The sequence below is a fragment of the Pseudodesulfovibrio sediminis genome, from assembly GCF_020886695.1.
GTDB lineage: Bacteria > Desulfobacterota > Desulfovibrionia > Desulfovibrionales > Desulfovibrionaceae > Pseudodesulfovibrio > Pseudodesulfovibrio sediminis.
The window spans coordinates 229,579-256,371 of the sequence record NZ_AP024485.1; the positions used below are offsets into that span (position 1 = coordinate 229,579).

At 51.7% G+C, this 26,793-nt stretch carries 25 protein-coding genes; 16 read left to right on the plus strand and 9 right to left on the minus strand.

Annotated elements, in window-relative coordinates; translation table 11 throughout:
* Positions 1 to 7 precede the first annotated feature (7 nt).
* Both SRBAKS_RS01105 and SRBAKS_RS01110 read left to right on the plus strand, forming a co-directional pair.
* Entirely contained in the window at positions 8 to 2,278 is a 2,271-nt protein-coding gene (locus SRBAKS_RS01105) for a chemotaxis protein CheA (protein WP_229592735.1), read from the plus strand.
* A gap of 16 nt (positions 2,279 to 2,294) precedes the next feature.
* Positions 2,295 to 3,356, plus strand: coding sequence for a protein-glutamate methylesterase/protein-glutamine glutaminase (locus SRBAKS_RS01110; protein ID WP_229592737.1), 1,062 nt, complete (start codon positions 2,295 to 2,297; stop codon positions 3,354 to 3,356).
* 60 nt (positions 3,357 to 3,416) lie between these two features.
* On the opposite strand, the gene SRBAKS_RS01115 is transcribed toward SRBAKS_RS01110, so the two are convergent.
* Together SRBAKS_RS01115 and crcB are read right to left on the minus strand one after the other, a co-directional pair.
* Positions 3,417 to 3,752: a DUF190 domain-containing protein gene (locus SRBAKS_RS01115; protein ID WP_229592739.1), complete on the minus strand. Its 336-nt coding sequence runs from the start codon at positions 3,750 to 3,752 to the stop codon at positions 3,417 to 3,419.
* A 19-nt stretch (positions 3,753 to 3,771) separates the two neighbouring features.
* Positions 3,772 to 4,146 (minus strand): fluoride efflux transporter CrcB, encoded by a 375-nt coding sequence (gene crcB, locus SRBAKS_RS01120; RefSeq protein ID WP_229596875.1) that lies wholly within the window; start codon positions 4,144 to 4,146, stop codon positions 3,772 to 3,774.
* A 48-nt stretch (positions 4,147 to 4,194) separates the two neighbouring features.
* On the opposite strand from crcB, the gene SRBAKS_RS01125 reads away from it, so the two are divergent.
* The 4 genes from SRBAKS_RS01125 to aat all read left to right on the plus strand — a co-directional run bounded on the left by SRBAKS_RS01125 (position 4,195) and on the right by aat (position 8,247).
* Positions 4,195 to 4,797, plus strand: coding sequence for a class IV adenylate cyclase (locus SRBAKS_RS01125; RefSeq protein WP_229592741.1), 603 nt, complete (start codon positions 4,195 to 4,197; stop codon positions 4,795 to 4,797).
* A gap of 77 nt (positions 4,798 to 4,874) precedes the next feature.
* Complete coding sequence (gene clpS / locus SRBAKS_RS01130; RefSeq protein ID WP_229592743.1) at positions 4,875 to 5,189, plus strand: ATP-dependent Clp protease adapter ClpS; 315 nt, start codon at positions 4,875 to 4,877, stop codon at positions 5,187 to 5,189.
* A 9-nt stretch (positions 5,190 to 5,198) separates the two neighbouring features.
* Positions 5,199 to 7,511: an ATP-dependent Clp protease ATP-binding subunit ClpA gene (gene clpA / locus SRBAKS_RS01135; RefSeq protein WP_229596877.1), complete on the plus strand. Its 2,313-nt coding sequence runs from the start codon at positions 5,199 to 5,201 to the stop codon at positions 7,509 to 7,511.
* Positions 7,512 to 7,557: 46 nt separating this feature from the next.
* Complete coding sequence (aat, locus tag SRBAKS_RS01140; protein WP_229592745.1) at positions 7,558 to 8,247, plus strand: leucyl/phenylalanyl-tRNA--protein transferase; 690 nt, start codon at positions 7,558 to 7,560, stop codon at positions 8,245 to 8,247.
* Between the two features lie 6 nt (positions 8,248 to 8,253).
* On the opposite strand, the gene SRBAKS_RS01145 is transcribed toward aat, so the two are convergent.
* Positions 8,254 to 8,727 carry a hypothetical protein gene (locus SRBAKS_RS01145; RefSeq protein ID WP_229592747.1) on the minus strand — a complete coding sequence of 158 codons (474 nt, stop codon included), beginning with the start codon at positions 8,725 to 8,727 and terminating at the stop codon, positions 8,254 to 8,256.
* 85 nt (positions 8,728 to 8,812) lie between these two features.
* Here SRBAKS_RS01145 and uvrB point away from each other — a divergent pair, with 85 nt between their 5' ends.
* The 4 genes from uvrB to dapB are packed head-to-tail and all read left to right on the plus strand — an operon-like array spanning position 8,813 to position 14,768.
* Positions 8,813 to 10,813, plus strand: a complete 2,001-nt coding sequence (uvrB, locus tag SRBAKS_RS01150) for an excinuclease ABC subunit UvrB (protein ID WP_283816504.1) — start codon at positions 8,813 to 8,815, stop codon at positions 10,811 to 10,813.
* A 27-nt stretch (positions 10,814 to 10,840) separates the two neighbouring features.
* A complete protein-coding gene (locus SRBAKS_RS01155; protein ID WP_229592750.1) occupies positions 10,841 to 11,851 on the plus strand; it encodes a potassium channel family protein in 1,011 nt (336 codons plus the stop codon).
* Positions 11,852 to 11,874: 23 nt separating this feature from the next.
* The gene (ligA, locus tag SRBAKS_RS01160; RefSeq protein WP_229592752.1) at positions 11,875 to 13,953 is read left to right on the plus strand and encodes an NAD-dependent DNA ligase LigA; all 2,079 of its coding nucleotides are present in this window, start codon (positions 11,875 to 11,877) and stop codon (positions 13,951 to 13,953) included.
* Positions 13,954 to 13,988: 35 nt separating this feature from the next.
* Entirely contained in the window at positions 13,989 to 14,768 is a 780-nt protein-coding gene (gene dapB / locus SRBAKS_RS01165) for a 4-hydroxy-tetrahydrodipicolinate reductase (RefSeq protein ID WP_229592754.1), read from the plus strand.
* 89 nt (positions 14,769 to 14,857) lie between these two features.
* Here the strand turns inward: dapB and cls are convergent, their stop codons facing one another.
* A complete protein-coding gene (gene cls, locus SRBAKS_RS01170; protein WP_229592756.1) occupies positions 14,858 to 16,294 on the minus strand; it encodes a cardiolipin synthase in 1,437 nt (478 codons plus the stop codon).
* A gap of 108 nt (positions 16,295 to 16,402) precedes the next feature.
* On the opposite strand from cls, the gene SRBAKS_RS01175 reads away from it, so the two are divergent.
* Positions 16,403 to 17,758 (plus strand): MATE family efflux transporter, encoded by a 1,356-nt coding sequence (locus SRBAKS_RS01175; RefSeq protein WP_229592758.1) that lies wholly within the window; start codon positions 16,403 to 16,405, stop codon positions 17,756 to 17,758.
* Positions 17,759 to 17,811: 53 nt separating this feature from the next.
* Here SRBAKS_RS01175 and SRBAKS_RS01180 read toward each other — a convergent pair whose 3' ends face one another.
* The 3 genes from SRBAKS_RS01180 to SRBAKS_RS01190 all read right to left on the minus strand — a co-directional run bounded on the left by SRBAKS_RS01180 (position 17,812) and on the right by SRBAKS_RS01190 (position 20,164).
* Positions 17,812 to 18,156 carry an Hpt domain-containing protein gene (locus SRBAKS_RS01180; protein WP_229592761.1) on the minus strand — a complete coding sequence of 115 codons (345 nt, stop codon included), beginning with the start codon at positions 18,154 to 18,156 and terminating at the stop codon, positions 17,812 to 17,814.
* 251 nt (positions 18,157 to 18,407) lie between these two features.
* Entirely contained in the window at positions 18,408 to 18,839 is a 432-nt protein-coding gene (locus SRBAKS_RS01185; RefSeq protein ID WP_229592763.1) for an ACT domain-containing protein, read from the minus strand.
* Positions 18,840 to 18,868: 29 nt separating this feature from the next.
* Positions 18,869 to 20,164, minus strand: coding sequence for a phenylacetate--CoA ligase family protein (locus SRBAKS_RS01190; protein ID WP_229592765.1), 1,296 nt, complete (start codon positions 20,162 to 20,164; stop codon positions 18,869 to 18,871).
* Between the two features lie 320 nt (positions 20,165 to 20,484).
* On the opposite strand from SRBAKS_RS01190, the gene SRBAKS_RS01195 reads away from it, so the two are divergent.
* The 5 genes from SRBAKS_RS01195 (at position 20,485) to SRBAKS_RS01215 (ending at position 25,183) form a co-directional block, all read left to right on the plus strand.
* Positions 20,485 to 21,072: a nitroreductase family protein gene (locus tag SRBAKS_RS01195; RefSeq protein WP_229592767.1), complete on the plus strand. Its 588-nt coding sequence runs from the start codon at positions 20,485 to 20,487 to the stop codon at positions 21,070 to 21,072.
* A 19-nt stretch (positions 21,073 to 21,091) separates the two neighbouring features.
* Complete coding sequence (rsfS, locus tag SRBAKS_RS01200; RefSeq protein WP_347339441.1) at positions 21,092 to 21,460, plus strand: ribosome silencing factor; 369 nt, start codon at positions 21,092 to 21,094, stop codon at positions 21,458 to 21,460.
* A 12-nt stretch (positions 21,461 to 21,472) separates the two neighbouring features.
* A complete protein-coding gene (gene gpmI / locus SRBAKS_RS01205; RefSeq protein ID WP_229592769.1) occupies positions 21,473 to 23,002 on the plus strand; it encodes a 2,3-bisphosphoglycerate-independent phosphoglycerate mutase in 1,530 nt (509 codons plus the stop codon).
* A gap of 2 nt (positions 23,003 to 23,004) precedes the next feature.
* On the plus strand, positions 23,005 to 23,247 hold the full coding sequence (locus SRBAKS_RS01210; protein ID WP_229592771.1) for a hypothetical protein: 243 nt from the start codon (positions 23,005 to 23,007) through the stop codon (positions 23,245 to 23,247).
* A 634-nt stretch (positions 23,248 to 23,881) separates the two neighbouring features.
* Complete coding sequence (locus SRBAKS_RS01215) at positions 23,882 to 25,183, plus strand: methyl-accepting chemotaxis protein (protein ID WP_229592773.1); 1,302 nt, start codon at positions 23,882 to 23,884, stop codon at positions 25,181 to 25,183.
* On the opposite strand, the gene SRBAKS_RS01220 is transcribed toward SRBAKS_RS01215, so the two are convergent.
* Both SRBAKS_RS01220 and SRBAKS_RS01225 read right to left on the minus strand, forming a co-directional pair.
* Positions 25,180 to 26,088, minus strand: a complete 909-nt coding sequence (locus SRBAKS_RS01220; protein ID WP_229592775.1) for a DMT family transporter — start codon at positions 26,086 to 26,088, stop codon at positions 25,180 to 25,182. The genes SRBAKS_RS01215 and SRBAKS_RS01220 overlap by 4 nt on opposite strands.
* A gap of 2 nt (positions 26,089 to 26,090) precedes the next feature.
* Positions 26,091 to 26,750: an LOG family protein gene (locus SRBAKS_RS01225; RefSeq protein WP_229592777.1), complete on the minus strand. Its 660-nt coding sequence runs from the start codon at positions 26,748 to 26,750 to the stop codon at positions 26,091 to 26,093.
* Between the last annotated feature and the right edge of the window lie 43 nt (positions 26,751 to 26,793).

The window sequence follows — 26,793 nt, forward strand, 5'->3', positions numbered from 1 at the left end:
TGCCCGGATGTCAGATGATCTGAATAGGCAGATATTCAAAGAGGAAGCATACGACCTCCTGCGCGAGCTTGAGGGAGCCCTGCTCGAGTTGGAAGAAGCGCCGGAAGATATGGATCTGGTTAACCAGATATTCAGAGCCCTGCATACCATCAAGGGATCTGGCTCCATGTTTGGTTTTGAAGATATCGCCAATTTTACTCATGAACTGGAAACGGTTTTTGATATGGTGCGAAATGGTGATATTCATGTGACACCCGTTTTGTGCAGCCTTTCACTGCAAGCCAGAGATCAGATTCGGAGCATGCTTGAGTCGGAAGACGAGGACAATGTGGACGCAGACGGCGTGGATTCTGGAGCCATGGAAGCTATTCTTCAGGGCTTGAAGGATTTTGTTGCCGGAACAGATGAGAGTGAAGCGGGCCCCGAAGAGGGGGAAGACGCCTCCGATGTTTCTGTTGCTGAAGAATCCGAAGAAGTATCAAAAGAGCAAACCAACCTTGTTCAGTATGCCATCACGCTGACACCTACTGGTGAAGGTGAAGTGGATGCAACGTCTGTTGAAACATTTTTTGAAGAACTGGAGATTCTCGGCGAGCTTGAAACCCTTTCCAGACATGCGGATACCAAGGCTGGTTGGGAGCTTGCGCTGACCACTGATGCAAACAAGGAAAATGTAGAAGATGTTTTCCTTTTCCTGAGCGCTGACGTGAAAGTTACTGTTGCTGATGGAAAGCCGGTAGAGAGAACGGAGTCGGTTGCAGGGGAAGAGCCTGAAGCTGAAGTCACGGACAAATCAACTGTCGTGAAGACGATTGAGCCGGTGCAGGTTTCTCCAACTATTCCTCCGGCACCACTTGTTTCCTCTTTCGTGGGTGATGACCATTTCGACCACTCTGAGGTACCGAAAATCGGTGAGATCCTTGTGGAGAGTGGTGATTTATCTGAAGCAGACCTCCACGCCGCGCTCAAGAGGCAGAAGGATAAGGATGACGACAAGCCTCTTGGTCAGATTTTGGCCGAGGAGGGCAAGATTGCGCCCGAAGGTATTAGCAAGGCCGTCAAGAAACAGGGAGAAGTCAAGGAGCAGGAGGTCCACAAGAAGCGGCAGGAGGCGTTGTCTTCAATTCGTGTGGCTGCCGACAAACTTGATTATCTCGTTGATCTGGTGGGTGAACTGGTGATTGTGCAGGCGCAGATCACACAGGTCGTCAGTGAGCGCAAAGATCCGGCAATGACTCTGCTGGCAGAGGAGCTGGAGCGGCTCAGTGATGAACTCAGGGACTCGACGCTGGGTATCCGGATGCTTCCTATTGGAACTTCATTCAGCAAGTTCAGGCGGTTGGTAAGAGATTTGTCAGCCGATCTCGGCAAGCAGATCGGGTTGTCCACCAGTGGTGCGGAGACCGAACTCGACAAGACTGTCATTGAGCGTTTGGGTGATCCTCTTGTTCACCTGCTGCGCAATTCCATAGGTCACGGCATCGAACTGCCGGAGGTGCGTGAAGCCAACGGCAAGCCTCCTCAGGGCAACATCCTTCTTTCAGCAGAACACTCCGGCGGTGAAGTGCTTATTCGCATTACCGACGACGGCAAGGGCATGAGCAGTGAAATGATCCGTGAAAAAGGTATTGAGCGAGGGCTGATTGCCAAGGACACGGAGTTGACCGAAAAAGAGTTGCTCAAGCTCATATTCGAGCCGGGGTTTTCAACCGCTAAGGAAGTGACCAACGTGTCTGGTCGAGGCGTGGGAATGGATGTCGTCAAGCGCGCCATTGATTCTTTGCGAGGCACGATTGATATTGATTCCAAGCCTGGCACAGGCACAACCATCACCATACGGTTACCGCTTACGCTCGCTATTATTGATGGGTTGCAGGTTCAGGTGGGTGATGAGTTTTATGTTATTCCATTGTCCCTGGTTGAAGAATGTGTTGAATTGGTCAGTAGTGATGTAGATGATGATACTGATCAGAAAATTCTGCATCTCAGGGGCGAGATCGTTCCCTATATCCATATTCGAGAGTGGTTTGAAGTGGAGGGAGACAATCCTCCCATTGAACAGATTGTCATTACCGGAGTGGAAGGCAGTCGGATCGGTATTGTTGTGGATACCGTTATTGGTGAACACCAGACTGTCATCAAGAGTCTGGGACGTGTCTACAAGGACGTGGAAGGTATATCCGGAGCCACCATTAAGGGAGATGGTTCGATTGCACTTATTCTCGATGTGCCGAGTCTTGTTAGACGTGTTATATCTGATTCGCAAAAATCCTTCTAGTTCAAGAGTATAATGCATGCGTAAAATTCGAGTTCTTATAGTCGATGATTCAGCTGTGGTTCGTCAGACCCTGGTTGATATCCTTTCTTCTGACCCGCAGATTGAAGTCATGGGGACAGCGGTGGATCCCTATGTGGCTGCTGAAAAGCTCAAGAAGGAAGTGCCCGATGTCATCACATTGGACATTGAAATGCCCAGAATGGATGGGCTGACCTTTTTGCAGAAGCTGATGAAGCAACGTCCTGTTCCCGTTGTCATTTGTTCTTCCGTTGCGGAAAAGGGAACAGCCAATGCTATGAAAGCCTTGGAATTTGGTGCCGTAGAGGTTATACAGAAGCCAAAAATTGGCACCAAGAAGTTTCTTGAGGAATCGAGTATTCGTCTCATTGACAAGGTCAAAGCTGCTGCGCATGTTCGACCAAAATCTCTCAAGGCTGCTCCTATGAAGATTAGTCCGAAGCTGGATGCTGACGTCATACTACCCAAGGGAAAACCGGTCCCTGTTTCAGTAACTGAAAAAATTTGTCTTGTGGGAGCGTCTACAGGAGGCACTGAAGCCTTGCGTGTCTTTCTGGAGGCTCAACCTCCGGATTGTCCGCCTATCGCCATCGTTCAGCATATGCCTGAGCACTTTACCCTGGCTTTTTCCAATAGGTTGAATTCCATCTGTCGTATACACGTCAAGGAAGCCGCCAACGGAGATCAGTTGATGCGAGGGCAGGCGCTTATCGCACCGGGCGACAAGCACATGCTTCTGAAGCGTACTGGCTCCAAATACTATGTGGAAGTCAAAGCCGGGCCATTGGTTTCACGCCACCGGCCTTCGGTCGATGTTCTTTTCCGTTCAGGTGCCCGCTATGGTGGCAAGAATGTGGTCGCCGCCATCATGACCGGCATGGGAGATGATGGTGCCAAGGGAATTAAAGAGCTTTTCGATGTTGGGGCTTATACCATAGCTCAGGATGAGGCCTCCTGCGTTGTCTTTGGCATGCCGCAGGAAGCGATCAAGACCGGCGGCATCAAGAAGATTATGTCTTTGTCCAGTATTGCAGGAGAGATTGTTCGCGCTTGCGGTTAATCAGTATGCTCTTCTCAAGTGAACATAAACGCCTCGCAGATGGTCTGTGAGGCGTTTTTATTATTTTGAGTGACGATAGGCCATGACTTCGATCGGTTCGCGTGTGATCATTCCGTCGGTGACGAGTTTTTCCAGGCGTTCCAGAAATTTTTCTAGCCTGTCGGGATGATCCACTACTTCGATGATCACGGGGAGGTCTTCGGATAATCGCAGGATTTTGGTGGTTCGTATGCGGCTGTTGGCGCCGAAGCCTGCCATGCCCCGAAAGACTGTCGCCCCTGCTAGCCCCAGTTCCTTGGCTTCCCTGAGGATAACGTCGGAAAGGGGGTGCATTTTATGCTTGTGGTCCTCGCCTATATATATTCTGATTCGTTCAGCTTTTTCGAGCAGTATCATGTTGCCTCCTCTGTGGCAGTTACAGAAGTTTGCCCAGGGCCATGCCGGTTAGCACAAGGGCCAGTCCCACCAGGCTTTGCCCAACCACATTGATCATGGCTGCGAGCATCTGGCCGTACTTGACCAGCTCTGCCGTCTCAAACATGTATGTCGAAAAGGTTGTAAAGGCACCCATGAAGCCGGTCAGAATCAGCAGACGCAACTCGCTGCCGGCAAGTATGCGGTTTTCAAAAAAGCCCCATACGGCACCGAACAGGAGACAACCTGCCATATTCACTGCAAAGGTACCGAAGGGAAATGATTCGCCGCCCAGTCTTTGAGCTACGCCGGAGAGCCAGTACCGGGAAAGTGATCCAGCCGCTCCGCCGATGGAGATATATAGAATTTTTGTCAGCATTTTCGTATCCTGATAGAACCATAGCAAGTCAACGGGAGAAAGCCAATGGTGCTTGAGTGTGAATTGAAATACTTGAATGTCGACCTCGCAGCGACAAGCCGCCGCCTGAACGATGCCGAGGGGGAGTTCCTTGGGAAATATTTTGAATCAAACAGAGTCTTCGATCATCCAGACCGGGCTTTGAAGAAGGCGGGCACACTTTTGCGCCTGCGTGAAAAGCAAGGGCAGTGCGTGTTGACGGTCAAGCGTCCTCCTGCAGCAATCGAACCTTCAAAGTTGAAGATATTCGAAGAAATCGAGACTGGTGTCGATGACTGTAAAATTATGGCGAAGATGTTGGAAGCCCTCGGTTTCATATCGGTTTTTTCATATGAGAAAGTTCGGGAGAAATGGCGATTCATGGACTGTGTCATCTGTTTGGACAGGTTGCCTTTTGGCGATTTCGTGGAGATTGAAGGTACAGACGCAACGGTTTCGGCGTGTGCCGCAGCACTAGGCCTGGACCCCAATGATACGACCAAGGCGACATATCATGGACTGAATATTGAAAACCGGCTGTTGAACGGGTTGGAGCCGGACGAGAATTTTGTATTTGAAGAAGATGTCCGGGTGGCCATTTGCAACGAACTTGCGAAAGATTCCCCTTAAGCCCTCGACAGGGGCGCAAAAGGAATTTATATTAGAGACTCAGAAATAAACCAAGGATTGTTGGAGTACAACCAATCATGAGTGACCCTTTTACTGGCGACCGATTTGAATCCGAGCTGCTCGATGAACGTGAAATCAAGGAGCCTCGGAAGTATAAGGTCTTGCTGCATAATGACGATTATACAACTATGGACTTTGTGGTCGAAGTTTTGGTGCGTGTGTTTCGGAGAAATGAAGCTCAGGCTACAGCCATCATGCTCTCCGTGCACAATAAAGGGTATGGGGTGTGCGGTACCTATACGGCCGAAGTGGCTGAAACCAAGGTGGATCTGGTCCATAGATTGGCTAAAAGTGCTGGTTTTCCGCTCAAGTGTAGCATGGAAGGTGAATAGAATATGACTATGCTCAGTAAGGAACTTGAAAGTGCGTTGACCTCTGCTGTCAACGAGGTAAAGAGCAGGAATCATGAATTCCTCACGCTCGAACACCTTCTCTACGCTATCTCCATTGAGGAACAGGGTGAGGAAATCCTGGAGGCGTGTGGCGCGGAAATGGAGCGTCTTCGTGATCAGTTGGGGCGTTTTTTCGTGGAAAATATGGAAGCTTTGCCCGAAGGCACCGAGTCTGAGGTCATCCAGACATTGGGTGTGCGTCGGGTTCTTCAACGCGCAGTCTGGCAAAAAAAGGCTTCGGGCAAGACCACGGTAGAGGTCGGAGATGTCCTGGCCGCCATGTTTGATGAAGAAGACTCCTATGCCGTGTACTTCTTGCGGACCCATGACGTTTCCCGTCTCGATATTTTGGAATTCATCTCGCATGGGATGTCCATGAGTGAGGATTGGAATGATCTCGGCACAGATCACACCAAGCCTGATCCTTTGGAAACACGTCCTGGAGACAAGAAAAGTCCGCTGAAGGAGTTTACGGTCAATCTGACTGACCGTGCGGCCGAAGGGCTTATTGATCCGCTCATCGGTCGAGGACCAGAGCTGGAGCGTACCGTTCAGGTTCTGGCCCGTCGTCGCAAGAATAATCCCATCTATGTGGGCGATCCCGGTGTGGGCAAGACAGCCATGGCCGAAGGGTTGGCACTTATGGTTGTGGAGGGGAATGTTCCCAAGGAATTTATCAATGCCGAGATCTACAGCCTCGACATGGGCTCGCTTTTGGCAGGGACCAAGTACCGAGGTGACTTCGAGGCACGGCTCAAGGGTGTGCTTGAAGAATTGAAGCAGAACAAGGAAGCCATCCTGTTCATGGATGAAATCCATACCATCGTCGGTGCCGGTTCCGTCAGCGGCGGGAGCATGGACGCATCGAATATTCTGAAGCCGTTGTTGCAGTCCGGCGAGATCCGTTGCATGGGGTCCACGACTTTCGAAGAATACAAGAATCATTTCGAAAAGGATCGCGCACTGTCGCGTCGTTTCCAGAAAATTGAAATAAATGAACCCACAGTGGAAGAGACTGTGGCTATTCTCAAGGGATTGAAGCCCCATTACGAGGCATTTCACGGAGTCAATTACACACATTTTGCTCTCAAGGCTGCGGCTGAACTGGCTGAACGTCATATCACTGATCGGTATTTGCCTGACAAGGCTATTGATGTCATGGACGAGGCTGGGGCGCTCTATAAGCTCTCCACACGTCAGAGAAAGGGCAACCGCATAAAGGTGGCCGACATTGAAAAGGTTGTAGCCCGTATGGCCCGCATCCCGGCTCGCAGGTTGACGATGTCCGACAGGGCGCGTCTGCAGAGTCTTGAGGACGATCTCAGGTCAGTGCTTTTTGGTCAGGATGAAGCCGTGGCAGCGTTGTCCCAGTCCATTAAGCGGTCCCGCGCAGGCATGCGGCAGGTCGGGCGTCCCGTTGGCAGTTTTCTGCTTACCGGGCCTACCGGAGTGGGTAAGACCGAACTGGCCCGTCAGTTGGCAAATGTTCTTGATATCGGATTTATCCGTTTCGACATGTCCGAGTATATGGAAAAGCATGCAGTGGCTCGGCTCATTGGTGCGCCTCCCGGCTATGTCGGTTTTGATCAGGGCGGCTTGCTGACCGAAGGTGTGCGCAAGAAGCCGCACTGTGTTGTTTTATTTGATGAAATTGAAAAGGCGCACCCGGATGTATTCAATATCCTGTTGCAGGTGATGGATTACGCCACGCTCACTGATAATAATGGCCGCAAAGCCGATTTCAGGCACGTTATCCTGCTGATGACTTCCAATGCCGGAGCGCGCGAGATGTCCAAGGGCGCCATTGGGTTCCAGCGTAATGAGAACGCTGACCGCGAAGGTGGAGCCTTGAAGGCACTGGAGAAACTCTTCAGCCCGGAATTCAGAAACAGGCTTGATTCCATAGTGACGTTCAAGGCGCTTGAACAGCCGGTGATGGAATTGATTGTCGACAAGTTCGTACATGAATTGAACGATCAGCTTCAGGATCGCCGGGTGGTGGTGACGCTTTCGGACAAGGCCCGCGCCAGACTGGCCGTGCTCGGGTACGATACAGCCATGGGGGCACGTCCCCTTGGGCGGGTGATCCAGACCGAAATCAAGGACGTCATTGCTGATGAGCTGCTCTTTGGTGAGCTGGTTAATGGCGGAGTGGTTTCTGTTGATGTGCCGGCAAAGGTTAGGAAATCCCGCAAAACCTCCACACCGGAAGAAGTCGGAGAGTTTGTCTTCAGCTTCGAGCCAACAGGTCGGAAACAATAGATATGGTAAAAGGGGCGGCACTGGCCGCCTCTTTTTTTGGCAGCGCATGATTTACCGACTTTTCGATGAACCCGTATTCCCCGATCCGGAGCAGGCTGATCCTGACGGTCTCCTTGCCGTGGGCGGAGACTTGAGTCCACAACGCCTGCTTAACGCGTATTCCAACGGAATTTTCCCTTGGTATGCCGAAGATTCCCCTATCCTGTGGTGGTCTACCAACCCTCGTTTAATCCTGATTCCCGATGAATTCCACATGCCACGCAGTCTGCGCCGAGTGCTCAACAAGGGAACGTTTACCTTCACCATGGACACGTGCTTTGAGGAGGTCGTGCGAAAATGCGCCTGTTGTCCCCGCCCTGGGCAGGAGGGCACGTGGATTGTCGAGGATATGGTGGAAGCGTATGTCATGCTCCATGAGCTTGGGTATGCCCATTCGGTGGAGGCGTGGCAGGGGGGCGAATTGGTAGGAGGACTTTACGGCGTTTCTCTTGGATCGGTTTTTTTTGGCGAATCCATGTTTTATTCTGTGCCGGACGCATCCAAGGCCGCATTTGCCATGTGTATCGAGCAACTGAAGAAGTGGAATTTCAGCCTGATAGATTGTCAGCAGACGACACAGCACCTCCTTCGCTTTGGTGCCCGGGAAATGCTCCGTTTCCGCTTTTTGGCCATGCTCCACGAAGCAATGGAAGTCCCGACCCGAGAAGGGCTGTGGCGGTTTGATGATCAGCAATAGGTGGTTTTATTCTTCCACCATGGGTTGATGCTGATTCAGGTCATAAAATCCTTTCAGAGGGATATCCAAAGGATAGCTTGGTATTTTTTCGAACTCGATAAAGCCTCTGGCCTTGCCTGGTTCCACCTGTGTCAGTCCTGTCAAACCAGCTGGCACCGGAAAGGTCAAGACAGCGGAGCGTATGCCTGTAAGTCTTGTGGAATATTGCTCTTTGAGGTAGCTTATTATTCTGTCTCGCTCCACGTCCGTAAAGGATTCGAGAATGATTTTTCGACTCCCGGCAGGGTCAGTATGAGTGGCGTCCAAAGGGGGGCCGATGAGTGTCGCCCAGTCAAGGTTTTCATCTGAAGGACCCCATTGTCCTCGGAAGAGATGCACTGCGACGTCGCGTCGTCCCTTGAAACTTTTGATGACCATGGAAAGAGTGTGGGCGCGATCGGTCGGCAGAGGGGAATGAGGCGTATCTATGCTGATGTCCATGGTAGTCTCCGGATGAAGTGGTTACAGTTGTCATCTGATTATTACGTGTTTTAGCGGGCTTCCTCAAGCCCTGGATTATCAAATAATGCCTGATTTTACGCTTGTAAGTGAATACACCCTCAAAGGAGACCAGCCCGCGGCCGTGGCCGAGCTTATTGCAGGGCTGAAAGGCGGTGTGCGCGACCAGGTCCTGCTGGGTGCGACCGGGACAGGAAAGACCTTCACCATGGCCAATGTGGTGGCCCAGCTCAATCGTCCCGCCTTGGTGCTTGCTCCCAATAAGACCCTTGCCGCACAGTTGTATACGGAGTTTCGTGGGCTCTTCCCTGATAACGCGGTTGAATATTTCGTTAGTTATTACGACTACTACCAGCCCGAAGCGTATCTGCCGCATTCGGATGTCTACATTGAAAAGGATTCGTCCATCAATGATGACATTGATAAGATGCGGCACGCTGCGACCCATGCATTATTGACGCGAAAAGATGTACTCATCATTGCGTCTGTGTCCTGTATCTATGGGCTTGGTTCCCCGGAGTTCTATGCCAAAATGGTGATTCCGGTTGAGCAGGGGCAGATCTTGTCCATGGAGTCGCTTCTGGAGCGGCTGGTGGAGATCCATTACGAACGAAACGATTATGATTTTCATCGTGGTACATTCCGTGTGCGTGGCGATGTGGTGGAGATCATTCCGGCCTATAGCCGCGAAAAAGCATTGCGCATCGAATTTTTCGGCGACGAAATCGACTCCATCTGCGAGACTGACCCGCTGACCGGCGAGATCAAGGACAGACTCAGAAAAACCGTTATTTATCCGGGCAGTCACTTCGTTTCAGACAGGGACAATCTTGACCGTGCCGTATCTGATATCCGTGACGAGCTGCAGAAACGCCTTGCCTATCTCAAGGGCAGGAATCAGTTGGTCGAGGCCCAGCGTCTTGAGCAGCGGACCATGTACGACCTCGAAACCATTGAGGAGCTTGGATACTGTAATGGTATCGAGAACTACTCCCTGCATCTGGATGGCCGACATACCGGGCAACCGCCGGCAACGTTGCTCGATTATTTCCCTGACGATTTTATCCTGTTTGCGGATGAATCCCATATCGCCTTGCCGCAGGTCGGAGGGATGTTCAAGGGAGACAGGTCGCGCAAGACCACGTTGGTGGATTTCGGGTTCCGGCTGCCTTCAGCCCTGGATAACCGACCTCTCAATTACGAAGAATTTCAGGAGCGGATAAATCAGGCCGTGTATGTGTCGGCTACGCCCGGCCCTCTTGAGATTGATCTTGCAGAGGGTGTGGTGGTGGAGCAGATCATCCGTCCCACCGGGTTGCTGGATCCTCTGGTCGAAGTGCGGAAAACACAAGGGCAGATTGACGATTTGCTTGCGGAATGTAAGAAAAGACAAGCGAGAGATGAACGGGTTTTGGTGACCACGTTGACCAAGCGTATGGCAGAGGACCTGAATGAATATCTGAACCAGATGGGGGTAGAAGCCAAGTACCTTCATTCAGATATTGATACCCTTGAGCGGATGGCAATTATTCAGGCGCTTCGTGCCGGTGAATTTTTTGTGCTTGTGGGTATTAATTTGTTGCGCGAAGGCCTTGATATCCCAGAAGTTTCGTTGGTATCAATCCTTGACGCCGATAAGGAGGGGTTCCTGCGCTCCACGCGGTCGCTTATCCAGACATTTGGGAGGGCTGCACGAAACTCTGACGGGCGGGTCATTCTGTATGCAGACAAGGTTACGAAATCCATGGCGCAGGCCATGGATGAAACCAGCCGCAGGCGTCAGAAACAGCTGGAATATAATGAGCTTAATGGTATCACGCCTACCACTATCCGTAAAAAAGTCGACAATCTCTTTGGTGAGCTGTCTGGCGGCAAGGTGGAGTCTTCCATGGGCGTGGCCGCTGAACCTGGCGCCGGATACGGAAGTGACCCGAAGGTCTTGAAAAAAAATATCAAGCGGTTGGAGCGTGAAATGCGCGAGGCGGCAAAAGAACTGGAATTTGAGCGGGCAGCAGAACTCAGGGATCGTGTTGCCCTGCTTCGCGAGCGCATACTTGAGCTGGGGTAGGTTATGATTAATACCTTGCATCGACGAATGTTACGCCAGAGAGCAAAGCTTGGCTCCTTCTGGAGCATTGTCCTTGGTTTCATATACATGTTCGTGATCTTCCTTGTGGGGATCGGTTTTTACATGGGGTATGAGCACTGGGACTTTACGAGCGCCTTCTACATGGTTGTTATCACTCTATCCACTGTGGGGTTCATGGAAGTGAACCCTCTCTCCGAAGAAGGCCGTATCTTCACAGCATTCATCATTATGGGTGGTGTGGGTGGCTTCGTATACATAGCGGGTGCATTTGCTCAGATTTTGATTGACGGTCGACTGCAAATTTTGTGGGGTAAACATAAGATGATGAAAGAAATAAGTCGTTTAAGAAACCATTTTATTATATGTGGTTATGGCCGTATTGGCAGTATCGTTGTGCAGGAAATTACTGCAGAAGGTCATGATATCGTGGTTATTGAGCAGAATGCCGAACTTATCGACAAGATGGAGCAGGATGGCATTCTCTGTCTTGATGGCGATGCCACAAGTGATGAAGTGCTGCTGAGTGCCGGATTGCTCCAGGCGAATTCCCTTATTTCCGCCTTGTCCAGTGAAGCTGCCAACGTGTACGTGACTTTGACAGCTCGTCAGCTTAACCCGGATATCAGCATTGTGGCCCGTGCTGGTGACAAAACACATATTTCACGCCTTGAGCTGGCCGGTGCGGATCGCGTCGTTCTCCCGCATTTCATAGGCGGTCTGCGCATGGCGCAGAATGTCCTTCGTCCGACTGTGACCAACTTTATGGAGCTCGCTGTGCGCGGAGGCATTGACCTCCAGATGGAAGAGCTGAAAGTCTCTCCGACTTCTGCTCTCGTGGACAAAAATCTTATTGAATCCAAGATCCGTCCCAATTATAATCTTATCATCATTGCCATCAAGAAAGATTCCGGTGAAATGGTCTTCAATCCCGGTCCCAAGGAAGTCATCAATGCGGATGACACGCTGATTGCCGTGGGCAACAGAAAGAACCTCTCTGAAATTAAAGAAATTTTATAACAACTGCCAAACAGGTTGGATATATGGCTTCATCAAGCGTCATAGAGCGCGCAGCATTCTTGCGTGAAAAAATCGAGTACCATAACCATAGATATTACGTGCTTGATGCACCGGAAATCACCGATATCGAATACGATGCGCTTTTTCGTGAGCTGGCCGCTCTGGAAGAGACGCACCCTGAGTTGGATGATCCCAATTCACCCACCAGGCGTGTGGGAGGAGAGCCTGCCGAAGGGTTTACTCCCTATGAACACGCTCAGCGTATGTACAGCCTGGACAACGGTATGAATCTGGAGGCATGGCAGGCGTTTACGGAGCGTGTGGTCAAAGGTCTGGACAGCGATGACATTCAGTATTGGGCTGATCCGAAGATGGATGGTCTGGCCATGGAAGTGATCTACGAACAAGGGCGGTTTGTCAGGGCGGCAACCCGAGGCGATGGGTTGATAGGTGAAGACGTGACCCATAATATGCGCACTGTCATGAATCTGCCCTTGACGCTTCGTGGACAGGCGGTTCCGGAGTTACTGGAAGTCCGTGGCGAAGTCATCATGTCCAATGTTGATTTCGCCGCACTTAACACTCGACAGGCCGAGGCTGGTGAAAAGGTCTTTGCTAATCCTCGAAACGCGGCAGCCGGGACCATTCGTCAGCTTGATCCCAAAGTGGCAGCATCGCGCCCGTTGCAGTTCATGGGCTATGGCATAGGGCGTGTACAGTCGGGGGGAGAGGAGTCTCCCTGGACCACCCAGCAGGAGATTATGGAAGGGCTTGGGCAACTCGGTTTTGCTGTTGCTGCCGAAGCTCGTTTGTGCCGGACTAGCCAGGATGTCGCAGCGTATTTTGAAACGCTCATGGCTCAGAGGGATGACCTGCCCTATGAGATTGATGGTGTGGTTGCCAAGGTCAACAGCATTGAGATGCAGGAAGCGCTCGGCTTTACCTCCCGCGCTCCCCGTTGGGCGTTGGCGCTCAAATTTCCAGCGCATCAGATCAAGACACGACTCCATGCTATCCGTATCCAGGTGGGCCGGAGTGGCGTGTTGACACCTGTCGCTGAACTGGAGCCGGTTCGACTGGCTGGCGTTGAGGTTTCCAAGGCGACACTCCATAACAAGGGATATATTGAGGAACGGGATTTTCGTATCGGTGATACCGTGCTTATCCAGCGGGCCGGAGATGTCATTCCGCAGGTTTTGTCTGTGGATCTTGAACAGCGTCCTGCATCCGCCAGGAAGTACGAATTTGTCATGAAATGTCCGGTCTGTGGGAGTGAGGCCGTTGAAGATGGGGAGCGGGTGATCTGTACCAACCCGACCTGTCCAGCCAAGACGGTTCAACGAATGATTCATTTTGTTTCCAAGGCCGGGCTGGACATGGAAGGCGTAGGCAAGAAGTGGGTCCAGAAGCTTGCTGAAGAAGGCGTCCTGACAACACCTGCGGATCTTTTCACACTCAAGAAAACCGATCTGCTCAAATATGAGCGTATGGGCGACAAGTCAGCTGAAAAATTTATTGCAGCTATTGAAAAAGCAAGGAAAGTGGCCCCGTTATGGCGACTTGTTGCCGGACTCGGTATCCGTCATGTGGGCGAACAGACAGCCCGCACACTTGCCAATAATTTTGAAGATCTGGAAGCCATTGGCAGGGTTTCGCGTGAAGAGTTGCAGGATTTGAACGATGTCGGTCCTGTTGTCGCTGAAAGCCTTTCAACATACTTTCAGAGTGAGGAAGCCAGGGAACTGTTCGATAAATTCAAGGCCATTGGTTTCTGGCCAAAAGGCGGAGGCGTAAAAAGCGAAGCCGCCGAAAGTCTTCCCCTTGAGGGAAAGGTGTTCATTTTTACCGGCTCATTGCCTGTGAAGCGACCGGAAGCGCAGGCAATGGTCGAAGCGCAGGGCGGCATCTCTGTCAACGCTATTTCCAAGAAGGTGGACTATGTGGTTGCAGGTGAAAAAGCTGGCTCAAAGATCGCCAAAGCCGAGAAGCTGGGACTTGATATTATTGACTTTACGACCTTTCAGGCATTACTGCACACGCAGGAGCAGGACGTTTCTCCAAAGCCTGAACTGAAGAAACAGAAGTCCTTGTTGGACTTCTAAGTATACAATTTTAACGACTTACGAGGAGAAGGACCATGGCAGTCAACATTGTTATCTTAGGTGCCAAGGGACGGATGGGGAATACCCTGGCCAATATGACCCTGGCCGATGATGAACTGAATCTGGTGGGTGCGTGCGAACGTAAGGGCAATGCAGACGGTATGGTCTATGAAGATTGTGAGGTCTCGGATTGTCTTGAAGATTTGCTGCCCAAGGTTCCGGGCGCGGTTGTCATTGATTTCACTGCCCCTGAATCCTCTGTTGCAACCGCGAAACTGGCTGCCAGGTTTGGCAATCCGGTTGTGATCGGCACCACCGGCATCAACAAGGAGCAGGTGGCCGAATTGGAAGAGTCTGCCAAGAAAGCTCCCATCTTCTGGGCACCGAACATGTCTGTTGGCGTCAACGTACTTCTTTCTTTCATGCCAAAGCTGGTTGAGGCTTTGGGCGAGGACTACGACATTGAGGTAGTGGAAACACACCACAAAATGAAGAAGGATTCTCCCAGCGGCACGGCGCTTAAGCTGGCTCAATGCCTGGCTGAAGCGCGTGGCTGGGAATATGATGATGTCAAAAAACATTGCCGTGACGGCATCATCGGCGAACGCCCGAAAAAGGAAATTGGGGTGCAGACCCTGCGCGGTGGCGATGTGGTCGGTGACCACACCATGTATTTCTTCGGCCCAGGCGAGCGTATCGAGGTCACGCATCGTGCGAGTACCCGTGATACCTTTGCGGCCGGTGCGTTGCGGGCGGCGAAGTGGATGTCCACGCAGAAGCCTGGAAAGCTCTATGCCATGGCAGACATGTTCTAGAGTCAGAGAACGCTGTTAAACAAAAAAGGGAACCTTCAATCGAAGGTTCCCTTTTGGGTTGGAATGTATTGAGTATCCCAGCCGAGGACTTACAGGATCGGGGAAAACAGCCGGGCAAATTTGATGGCGGTTTTGTATAAGAAATTCTTGTGGTCGAATTCGTCAGGCCCGGTTTCGATACAGCGTTTGAAATCATCCAGAAACATGGCTTCGATTTTCTGGCAAAAGGGTTCATCTTCGATGAGCATGGTGATTTCGAAGTTGAGTCTGAATGAGCGGTTGTCCAGATTGGCGGTTCCCACACCTGCGAGGATGTCGTCCACGAGGAAGGTTTTCTGGTGTAAAAAGCCTTCAGTGTAGCGATAGACCCGGACACCGGGCAAGTCCAGCTCCTTGAGGCAAGCGAATCCGGCTAGATAAACGAGGCGGTGATCGGCTTTCTCCGGCAGCATGATACGGACATCCACGCCGCGTAAGGCTGCGAGCTGGATGGCTTTCATGACCGCACTGTCGGGTACGAAGTAGGGGCTGGCGATCCAGAAACGCTCCTGGGCTGCTTCGATAGACCGGATGAACATCAGTGAGCACGCTTCCAGCCGGTCTTCCGGGCCGGTCCCGAGAGCCAGAACTTCGGCGTTTCCAGTATGGGCGGGCATGGACAGGTCGAGGTCGAGGATATCCTGTGTCGCCCAGTACCAGTCCTTGCCAAAGCTGACTTGTACACCGAGCACCGCTGGCCCGGTAATGCGCATGTGGGTATCTCGCCATCCACTGAAATTTTTGGATTTTCCCATATACTCATCACCGATGTTGTGTCCGCCGACAAAGGCTGTTTTTCCATCGACGACAACGATTTTCCGGTGATTCCTGAAGTTGAGTTGGAACCGGTTGCCCGGACCTTTTGTGGTATGGAAGGGGCGAATATCAACGCCGGATGCGCGTAGCGTCTCCCAGTATGAATTCGGCGTGTTGTGGCAGCCTATTTCATCATAGAGAAAATGTATCCGTATTCCCTCACTGGCTTTTCTGATCAGGAGTTGTTGTATGCGTTTGCCCAGAGTATCGTCGTGGACAATGAAGAATTGAATCAGGACATAGCGCTTGGCTCTTTCGATTGCAGCACAAATAGCCTCAAAAGTCGCGGGGCCGTCGATGAGCAATTCAAGGTCGTTACCCCCCAGGAAGGGTATTCTGGCAAGGGTCTCAAAGACTGTTCTCGGGGCGTGGGGGCTGCGCCTTTCCGCCAGGTCCCGTACCCCTGGAATAGCATGTTCGTTACCAATGAGGGCCCTGAACTCTTCTCTACCGGCACGGATTGCGTCCACATAGCCATGGAATTTCGGGCGGCCGAAAATCCAGTAGAGGGGAAGGGCGACAATCGGGAAAGTAATGAGGGAAATGGCCCAGGCGATGGCTCCTTGTGGAGTGCGTGTGTCGTTGACCGCAATAAAAACAGTAAAAATCGCCGTTAGTTCAATAGTTGTATACAGCAGGCTGATAATGCCGAGAATGAGTGATAGTTCCATGGATTCCATAGCTGTTGTGGTATCAGAAAAAATGAATAAAAGCGAAGCCTCTCCTTGCCATTTAGGAGGGAATATGGTCAGGCTGTCCCGATATAAGGACACCCATAAATGTCAGACACGCATACTTCTTCTTCAGCACGCCATTCATATATCGACAAACCCAATCGGACTTTGATTACTCTGACCATACCGGTTTTGTTTTCTCTGGTTGCAGAGCCGTTGACCGGCCTTGCGGATACCGCGTTCGTGGCGCGGATGCCCGGCTCGGAACCCGTGGCGGCTCTGGGTATCGGAACCGTCGCCTTTTCGTCCATGTTCTGGGCGTTTACCTTCCTCGGTATCGGTACGCAGACAGCCGTGGCTCAGGATTCCGGAGGGGGCGACAGAAGCCACTCCGTTAAAGTGCTTTCCGTGGCGTGCCTGTTGGCGGCAGTAATCGGCCTGATGCTTATGCTTGGTGCAATGTGGTTTTTGGAACCAATAGCCGGTATCTTTGGAGCAATGGGACAGGTCAATGATCTCGCTTGCGACTATATGACCTATCGTCTTATGGGCGCACCCGCTGTCCTGATATCGCTGGCCTGTTTTGGTGGGTTGAGAGGAGTGCAGGATATGCGTACGCCTCTCTATGTCGCCGTAGGCATCAACCTTATCAACCTCCCTTTGGATTGGTTGCTCATATTCGGCATCGGGCCCATCGCTCCCATGGGGGTCGCGGGTGCGGCGATCGCAAGCACGGTCAGTCAATGGATTGGAGCCATCTGGTGTCTACTGGCTGTCAAATCGAGTATCGGATTGACGTGGGACATGAAAGGAGCCGGGGTCAGTAAACTGATGAAAGTGGGAGGAGACCTGTTCGTACGAACCGGGGCCGTGCTCATTTATCTGGCTCTCTGTACCCGTGTTGCCAATCGGTTCGGGGCAGACGAAGGCGCTGCATTTCAGGCCATCCGTCAATTCTTCACTTTCTCTGCATTGTTTCTGGATGCTTTTGCCATCACCGGGCAAAGTCTGGTCGGTTTTTTTCTTGGATCAAATGACCGATTCCAGGCCAAGCGAGTGGCAAAATCAGTATGCTTGTGGAGTTTTGGCACTGGTGTTGCCATGTGTGTGCTTATGTTGCTGGGGCAGGAGGGAGTGGCCTGGCTTCTGGTTCCCCCGGCGGCCTACGGGGTCTTTGCTCCCGGGTGGATTGTGGTCGCCTTGACGCAACCTATTGGTTCATTGTCTTTCGCGACCGATGGTATTCATTGGGGAGCCGGCGATTTCAGGTATCTGCGTAACTCCATGATTATTGCTGTGGCTGTCAGTTGCGTCTGCATACTGGCCATTAAGGCAATACATCCTGACCATGTTCTGGTCTATATTTGGCTGACCACAGCGCTGTGGACATTTATCCGAGCCGGGTTCGGCTTTGTTCGAATTTGGCCCGGTATAGGGAAAGCCCCACTGGCGAATATATGAGAAAAGGCCCGACAGATTATCTGCCGGGCCTTTTTTATTGGAATGGCTGAGTGTTAGTGATCAGCCAGATATTTGAACATGAAGGCGTACGCTTTGCGCATTTCAGATTCCAAATTGTCAAAATGCGTCATGGCGGCATCCATGTCTTCAGCCTTTGATGCGTTTTCCAGGTTCAGACAGCACTCACGTACGCGTTCGACGCCTATGGTGGCGGCCCCTCCTTTTAATGAGTGGGCTAGGTAGCGTAACCGTTCGATATCCCTGGCTTCCATGGCGTCTTTGATTTCCTGAATGCGTTTCGGCTCCTGGGAAATGAAGACAGTGAACATTCGCTTGAGAAACGGGCGTTTGCTCTCCATTGATTCCATGAATTTGCTGTCTATAATTTCTTTTTTCACATTGCTTCCTTTTACCTCAGGTCGCATTCCCCCACGACCACGTTAATAGCCTTTCATACTCCGACAGTTCTTTTTCGGCAATATGTTTGAGCAGAAAAGAGGGGCAGATTTGTTTCGTGTGTATCGAATGAAAACAATTCCAAAGGTATGGGCCAGATCAGCCTTGCTGGGGAAAAGGAGCGCGTTTCAAATCAAAAAACAAAGGGGTGAAAGCAGCTGCTTTCACCCCTTTATTTTTTAAATGCAGTTGGTTACATTGCGTACAGCTTGTCGCCGGGGATGGTGGCGATGCCGTTTTTCTGCAAAAGTTCAATGCCCTGATCTGTACGATCAAAGCGGAAGATCAGAACAGCTGAGTCTCCTGACTGACGGACGAATGCGTACATGTATTCCACATTGATACCGGCATCCTGCAGCATGCTCAGAATGTTGTGCAGTCCGCCGGGGGCGTCAGAGACTTCGACGGCGACCACAGAGGTACGACCGACGGTGAATCCGGCTTCCTTGAGTTTTTCCTTGGCTTTGTCAAAATCGGATACGATCAGGCGCAGAATGCCGAAATCCGATGTGTCCGCAAGAGACAGGGCGCGGATGTTGACATCGGCTTCGGATAGAATGCGAGTGACTTCGGCCAGACGACCGGAGCGGTTTTCCAGAAATATGGAGAGTTGATTGACTTTCATTGTATTCTCCTTGAATTATTGGCAATGATTTATCTGTTGTCGATGATGCGCTTGGCTTTTCCCATGGAGCGCTCAATGGTTTTAGGTTCAACCAGTTTGACCTTGGCTGTGACGCCGAGGAATTCTTTGATATTTTTCATTACCTTTGATTCCACACGCTGTAAACTCTTGATCTCGTCCGAGAACATGGATTCGTTCACTTCCACCTGTACTTCCAGGGTGTCGAGGTTGCCATGGCGTTCGACGATGAGTTGGTAGTGCGGGGTAAGCCCTTCAGTTTCGATGAGAATGGATTCGATTTGGGACGGGAAGACGTTGACACCGCGGATGATGAGCATGTCGTCAGAACGGCCGGTGACGCGTTTCATGCGGGCTGTTGTGCGGCCGCATATGCACGGTGTGGTGTTCAGGGTGGTCAGGTCGCGGGTGCGATACCGAATCAGCGGGATGCCTTCCTTGGTCAGAGTCGTGAAGACCAGCTCGCCTTCTTCGCCAGGAGCAACGGGTTCGCCGGAGACCGGGTCAATGGTCTCTGCCAGGAAGTGGTCTTCCTGAATGTGCAGGCCATCCTGCGCTTCGTGACATTCAATGGCAACGCCTGGTCCCATGATTTCTGAAAGTCCATAAATATCAATGGCCTTGATGCCGAGTTTCTTCTCGATTTCAAGACGCATTTCATTGGTCCACGGTTCTGCGCCGAAGATGCCGATGCGCAGTGGCAGATCGCGGATATCAATACCCATATCCTCGCCGGTTTCAGCCAGGAACAAAGCGTAGGAGGGGGTACAGCAGATGACATCCGGGGCAAAGTCCTTGAGCAGAGTGACCTGTCTGCGAGTGGCTCCGCCGGAGATGGGAATAACGGTCGCGCCCAGGGCTTCAGCGCCGTAGTGCGCTCCCAGCCCACCAGTGAAGAGGCCGTAACCGTAAGCGTTGTGCACGGTGTCGGATGCGGATGCACCAGAGGCCACCAGGGAGCGGGCCATAAGCTCTCCCCAGTTCTTGATGTCGCGGGCAGTATAGCCAACGACCGTCGCGGTACCCGTGGTACCGGAAGAAGAGTGGATGCGGACGATCTGGTCCTTGGGAACAGCGAACAGCCCGAAGGGGTATTGGTCGCGCAGATCCTGTTTTACCGTGAACGGCAACAAGGTGATGTCTTTAAGGGACTTGATATCTTGAGGTTTGATCCCTTTTTCATCAAATTTTTTCTTGTAGAACGGGACGTTGGCATAAACCCGTTCGCACACGGCCTGAAGGCGTCTTAACTGGAGTTTTTCCAGGTCCTCTCTGGGAAGGGTCTCTTGTTGTACGTCGTAAATCACCTTAAACCTCCTTGGGCGGTCTGGATCGACCATATTGTCCACTAAAAAACCACGGTCAGTAAGCCCGTGGTCAGGTCGGCGTTATCTTCGCCTGAAAATCTCCACGAGCGGCCTAAATGGTGCTCATAAAGAAGAAAGTACGCGAAAATAAGAAATTTTTCATAGCGAAAAGAGTGCCCCATGTTGCAAATTGCGTCAAGGGGTTTATCCTTTGTGACAGGCGTACATCGGGGAATATCTGTCTTTTGATGGATGAATGTGACATTGCAGAGTGAAGCAAAGTACATTACATCCTGTTCGATGTCGAAAAAGGAGGCCGTATGCAGTTGAGAGAGCTGATGGAACTGAATCGGACAAGACGAAAATTCGATCAGTCACAGCCCATTGATGTCGGAACGTTGGAGGCGCTGGTGGAGCTGACGCGTTTCATGCCATCCGGGATGAACAAGCAGCCGCTCAAGTATATAGTCACAACAGAGCCGGATCAATGTGACGCCATATTTCCTCTGCTTGGATGGGCCGGATATCTTCCGGACTGGAAAGGCCCGGATAAGGGCGAGCAGCCGACCGGGTATATCATAATGATGCTTGATACTGCGATTGCGGATTCGCCCGGCTGTGATCATGGCATTGCGTGTCAGTCCATAATGCTCGGTGCCGTTGAGCAGGGGCTGGGCGGATGCATCATCGCCACGGTGAACAGGAAAAAACTGGCCCGGATATTCGACCTTGACGACAGGTTTGAGATCCTTATGGTGCTAGCGCTTGGTGTTCCGGCTCAGGAAGTGGTAATAGAACCTCTTCCCTCTGACGGCGACATCAAGTATTGGAGCGGAGAGAACGGCAGACATCATGTGCCGAAACGGAGTCTGGATGAGCTTCTGATTGGGCGATTCCCAGCGAAATAGTATAGAACAAGGAAATACATTGTTGAATAAAGAAAAGAAATTTCAGGACATTAGCAGCGAAGAAAAAGCCCGTATCGTGGCGCAGTGGTTGGATGAAAAACAAGGCGAAGATGTCATTGTGCTGGATGTGTCCAAAATCAGCTCCGTGACGGATATGACCATTATCGTGTCAGCCCGAGGTGTGAAGCATGCCAAGGCGCTTGCCGAAAACATCCTGCAACGGTCCGCCGAAGAGAAACTCGAATTTCTGAGCATGGAAGGTCATAAGACCGGCGAATGGGTGTTGGTGGACCTCAATGATGTCCTAGTGCACATCTTCCTGGTTGAACTCAGGGACTTTTACAACATTGAAGGCATGTGGTCCGAAGCGCTCACAATTGACATTTAGTCTGGAGAAATCATGGCCGAGATGACCAAAACCCTGCTGCTGATTCTTGATGGATGGGGACTCGCTCCTGAGGGCAAGGGAAATTGCGTGCGGAATGCCGCAACGCCGTTCCTTGATGGATTATTCGAGACGTATCCTCATTCACAATTGCTGTGCTCCGGGCGTTCCGTCGGTCTGCCTGATGGGTTCATGGGGAATTCGGAAGTTGGGCATATGAACATCGGCGGCGGTCGTGTCATTTATCAGGACATGACCCGGATAGACATGGCCATCGAAGATGGTTCCTTTGCTGACAACGCTGTCCTCAAGGACCTCATGGACAAGACCCGGGCGGGTACTGGGCGTTTGCATCTCATGGGGCTGGTTTCAGACGGTGGTGTGCATAGTCATCAGAATCATATTTATGCGCTTCTGGAAGCCGCAAAGGCTGCGGGTCTGGAGCAGGTGTTCGTCCATGTGTTCATGGACGGGCGTGACACCGGTCCAACGAGCGGGTTGGGATATGTTCGCCAGCTTATGGAAAAAATGGAAACACTCGGCATCGGACAGGTCGCGACAGTCAGTGGCCGGTATTGGGCCATGGATCGCGACAAACGATTTGAACGGGTGGAAGTGGCCTACAAGGCGTTGATTGAAGGCGAGGGCGTTGAGATCAACGATCCGCTTGTCGGTATTCAGGCCTCCTATGACGCCGGTGAAAACGATGAGTTCATCAAACCGAGCATAGTGACCGGTGTTGATGGAACCATCGGTGACGGTGACGGCCTCTTCTTTTTCAACTTTCGTGCAGATCGCGCTCGAGAAATCAGTCGGGCTGTCTTCGAAAAGGATTTCAGTGAATTTGAACGTGGCAAAATGGTTGAACCAGCCATGTTTGCGACCATGACGCAGTATGAATCAACCTTCCCGTTGGCTATGGCATTTCCCCCGGAAAGCTATGATGGCACTCTGGGCGAGGTTGTGTGTGAGCACGGCATGAAGCAATTGCGTATCGCCGAGACTGAGAAATATGCCCATGTGACCTACTTCCTCAATTGTGGACGCGAAGAGCCTTTTGAAGGAGAGGATCGTGTCATGATTCCGTCTCCGCGTGAGGTGGCTACCTACGACCTCAAGCCGCAGATGAGTGCGGATGAAGTCGCGGACACATTGATCGGGAAGTGGGGGGGCTATGACCTTGTTGTTTGCAACCTGGCCAACCTCGACATGGTCGGTCATACCGGCATTATCGAAGCGGCCAATCAGGCGTGTGTCACGGTTGACGCCTGTGTGAAGCGCATCGTTAACACGGTCATCGAGTCCGGCGGACGCGTTCTGCTTACGGCGGATCATGGCAATGCGGAGCAGATGATAGCCGAAGACGGTTCGCCGCATACGGCCCATTCCCTGAATCCGGTGCCTCTTGTCTATATTGAAAAAGGGTGCGAAAGTGTGGCCCTTGATGAAGGAATTCTCGGCGACCTCGCACCCACCATTCTCGGATTGTGGGATATTGAACTGCCTGCTGCGATGACAGGCAGAAACCTGGTGAAAAAAGGATGACAATGGCTGACTCAAAGAAACCACTGACTCCGGTCAAACCTGCGGCCATGGAGATGATCTTTCTCTATCCGTGTCCCCACTGCAGCCGTGAGGTTCCGCTTATCGCACCATCCAGACCTGCCATGGCCCAGTGTGATGCCTGTCGCGAAAACTTCCCCATTGTCCCGGTGGATGACCGCACTATCCGCTATATGAAGCTTATTTTGGCAGGTGGTAAAGCGGGAATTGATCCCGACTTTTTGTAAAATTTTGTATTTTATCCGCCAGCCAAAGAAAATCCCTTGTTTTGGCTGGCTTTTTTTATGCTAGAGATTTTCTAGAGTTTGTCTGGAAAATGCTGTCTGCTGTGATCGTTGACAAAATTATTGGAAAATAATTTCAGACTGTTTTGGTCTGGTCTGTGAATTGCTATGTCTTCCCCTGTTGATTTTAGATAAATTAATGGGAAATGGTGTATAAATGATAGGGAAAAAATCCTATATGGCGGTAAATATGAGAGTATTTGGAGCAGTGCTTTTACTGGCAGGTTCCGCAATCCCGGCATGGGCGTCAAACGATCAGGTTACAATTCTGTCAGCAGAGGTGGACCAGCTTCAGTGGTTGCTCATGGCAACAGGGGTGCTGGCCATGGTGGCTTGTATGCTTGCCGTATTGGTGACTCGGCGATATTTCAACAGTAAATACAGCGTGTTGATAAAGTTTGTCTCGCTTCTTTCGCGTGGGGAAAGTCCTGCGCAATTGCCTGAAGGGAAAGATGACAATTTTGGTGTAATTTGTAATGAGTTGAACCAAATTGTTAATAAGATTGAGCAGTTAGATTCGCGGGTAATTGAGTGCGAAAATGTAGCTCAAGCTGCGGACAGCAAGACATGTGAAGCCTTGGAGCAGGCTGCAACTGCTCGCGAACAGGGGGAACTTGCCCGCTGTCAGGGCCTTCTTTCCGCAGCCGAGACACTGGATCAGTCGGTCCAGTCCATACGCAATCAATCCAATCAGCTTGAGACCGCTTCTACCAAGGCCCAGGAAGGGGCCGCTGAACAGCAACGGTTTATTTCCGAGGCCGCGTCGGCAATGGAAGAAATGAATGCGGCTGTCAGTGAGACCGCTGAAAGCGCAGCGTCTGCGGCTTCCGAAGCGCAACAGGTTATGGAGCGAGCCTCCGACGGTTCAGGCGTGGTCAGCAAGACCCTGCAATCCATAGGCACAGTGTCCGAGAATGCCGTGTCGTTAACCGATCAGGTCGCCGGCCTTGGCACACAGGCTCAGGGCGTGGGGCAGATCATGGGAGTCATCTCGGATATCGCGGATCAAACCAATCTTTTGGCGCTCAATGCTGCCATTGAGGCCGCCCGTGCCGGTGAAGCCGGACGAGGGTTTGCGGTCGTGGCCGACGAAGTGCGTAAATTGGCTGAAAAAACCATGGACGCTACCAGAGATGTCGGTGTGGCTATCGAGGGAATTCAGGCGCACGTATCCCAAACCATTGAAGGGGTTCAGTCCATTGCCTCGTTGGCTGATGAGGCTTCCGGTTTGGCTCAGGAATCCGGTCAGGCCCTTGAGGAGATTGTTTCTCATTCGGGCGCCAGCGCACAGCGTATCAGTGGCATTGCCGCTGCCACGTCTCAACAGTCGATCGCAAGTGAAGAAGTCACCAGAACCATCTCGGAGATCAATTCGATTTCCGCTGAAACCGGCAGAGGTATGGCGGAAGCTGCCGAGGCCTTGAATAAACTGGCCGGTGGTGTGGATGATCTGACAACCATGACCGGAGTTTTTCGTCTCGTGGGTAATGGCAAGGTTCAGGAAATACTTGGCGAAATGGCTGGCACTCAGGATATTCAGTCCGGGGAACGGGCGCGTCAGGAGAACGCCATGCGTCGCGTACTCAGAAGCACTGAGTATCTCGAACTGTTATATATCACTGATGAAAAAGGTACGCAGACTGTCAGTAATATCGGTGGCCATGTGTCAGGGTATAGTGAGGATGCTTCGGCTTTTGGGTCGAACTGGGCGACACGTCCCTGGTTCCGTGGAGCCATGGATAACCGGACATACTACATTTCGGATGTCTACACTTCTTCTGCATCGGGTGAGAGCTGTATCACTGTTTCCAGCCCTTTCTTTGACGGGAACGGTAATCCAAAGGGCGTCATCGCCGCCGATGTCAGGGTGGCCATCTAGGACTTTCGGGCGCTTTTGGGCGAATACTGCATCAGGGCGTTGCCCGCAATGATCAACCCGAGGCCGGCAACGGTGGCAGGCAGTATCTCCTCTCCCAGAAGGAAGTAAATGAATATGAGGGAGAGGAAAGGGGAGAGGAAAATCAGATTGGCGACTCTGACGGTTCCGCCGCCATCCGGTTGTGCCGCGTATTTCATTGCCGTGAGCCAGAGGGCAAAGGTGATGCCCATCTCGAAAAATCCGACGTAGCCCGCTGCCAGTGTTGAACTCAGCGTGAGTGCTGGGAGTTCCGAAAAGAAGAGTGTGGCGCTGAGAATGAATGGAAAACCACAGAGAAAGCTGAGGAGAAGTCCTGCTAAAGGGTCGGCTGTGCTTCTGGTGTTGAAAATCCAATAGAGCGCCCAGATGATCGTGCTTGCCAGTGCCAGTCCCACGCCGGTGAGATTGGTGAAATGAAGGGATAGGACATCGCCGTGGGTCGAGATGACCACCACGCCGAAATAGCTGAGCAAAATGGCTCCCAGGTCCTTGAGAGAGAGTTTTTGTCCAAGCAGAGGTACGGACAGGAGCGACAGGGTGATGGCCCACGTATAATTGATGGGCTGCGCCTCCTGCGCCGGTAGCAGGTCATACGCCTTGAAAAGAATCATATAGTACAAAAACGGATTGAGTAATCCGAGCAGGAAGCATCTGGCTTTTTCGCGCGTTTCCATGTGCAGGAGTGTACGCAATTTCCCCTGGTAGGCCATGATGCCGCCGAGCGCCAGGATGGAGGCGATACAGGCGCACAAAAGGAGCTGGAGGGGGTCCAGGTGTCTGAGTGCGATTTTGAAGGCCGAGGCTACCGTGGACCATATGCCCACGGCAACCAGGCCGAATATGAGCGCTTTTTGCTGATTGGTCACAACTAGATAATGACGTGTTTCTTGATATGGTTGACCACTTCATCGATTTCGTCAGTAAGGATGAAGAGATCAAGATCTTCTTCCTTGCAGAAGGCATTGCTGATCAACTGTTTTTTAAACCAGTCGATGAGGCCAGACCAGTAGTCCACACCGAACATGACGATGGGGAAGGGCTTGATGCGGTGAGTCTGGATAAGCACCAATGCTTCTGACAGCTCGTCCAAAGTGCCATAGCCTCCAGGCAGGGCCACGTAGGCCATGGCGTACTTGATGAACATCAGCTTGCGAATAAAGAAATATCTGAAATCACTGCGTATATTTAGATATGGGTTGTTGTGCTGCTCCATGGGCAGGTGGATATGTAGTCCAATGGACTCACCGCCGTTTTCATATGCGCCTTTGTTGCCGGCTTCCATGAGACCGGGGCCGCCTCCTGTGATGATGGAGTATCCTGCCTCGGAGAGCGCCTTGGAAAGCTTGACAGTCTGTTGGTAAAGCGGGTCCTCGGGCTTGGTCCTGGCCGATCCGAACATTGATACGGCAGGGCCGATGTCGGACAGGTTTTCAAAACCATCCACAATCTCGGACATGATCTTGAAGAGCCTCCAGGACTCCTTGATGGAGAGGTCGTCGATGAGGAACTGCTTAGAGCGTTGAATCATTGTTTCTCCTTGGATTATCAAAGTGAATTGTTGCCTGAATGCG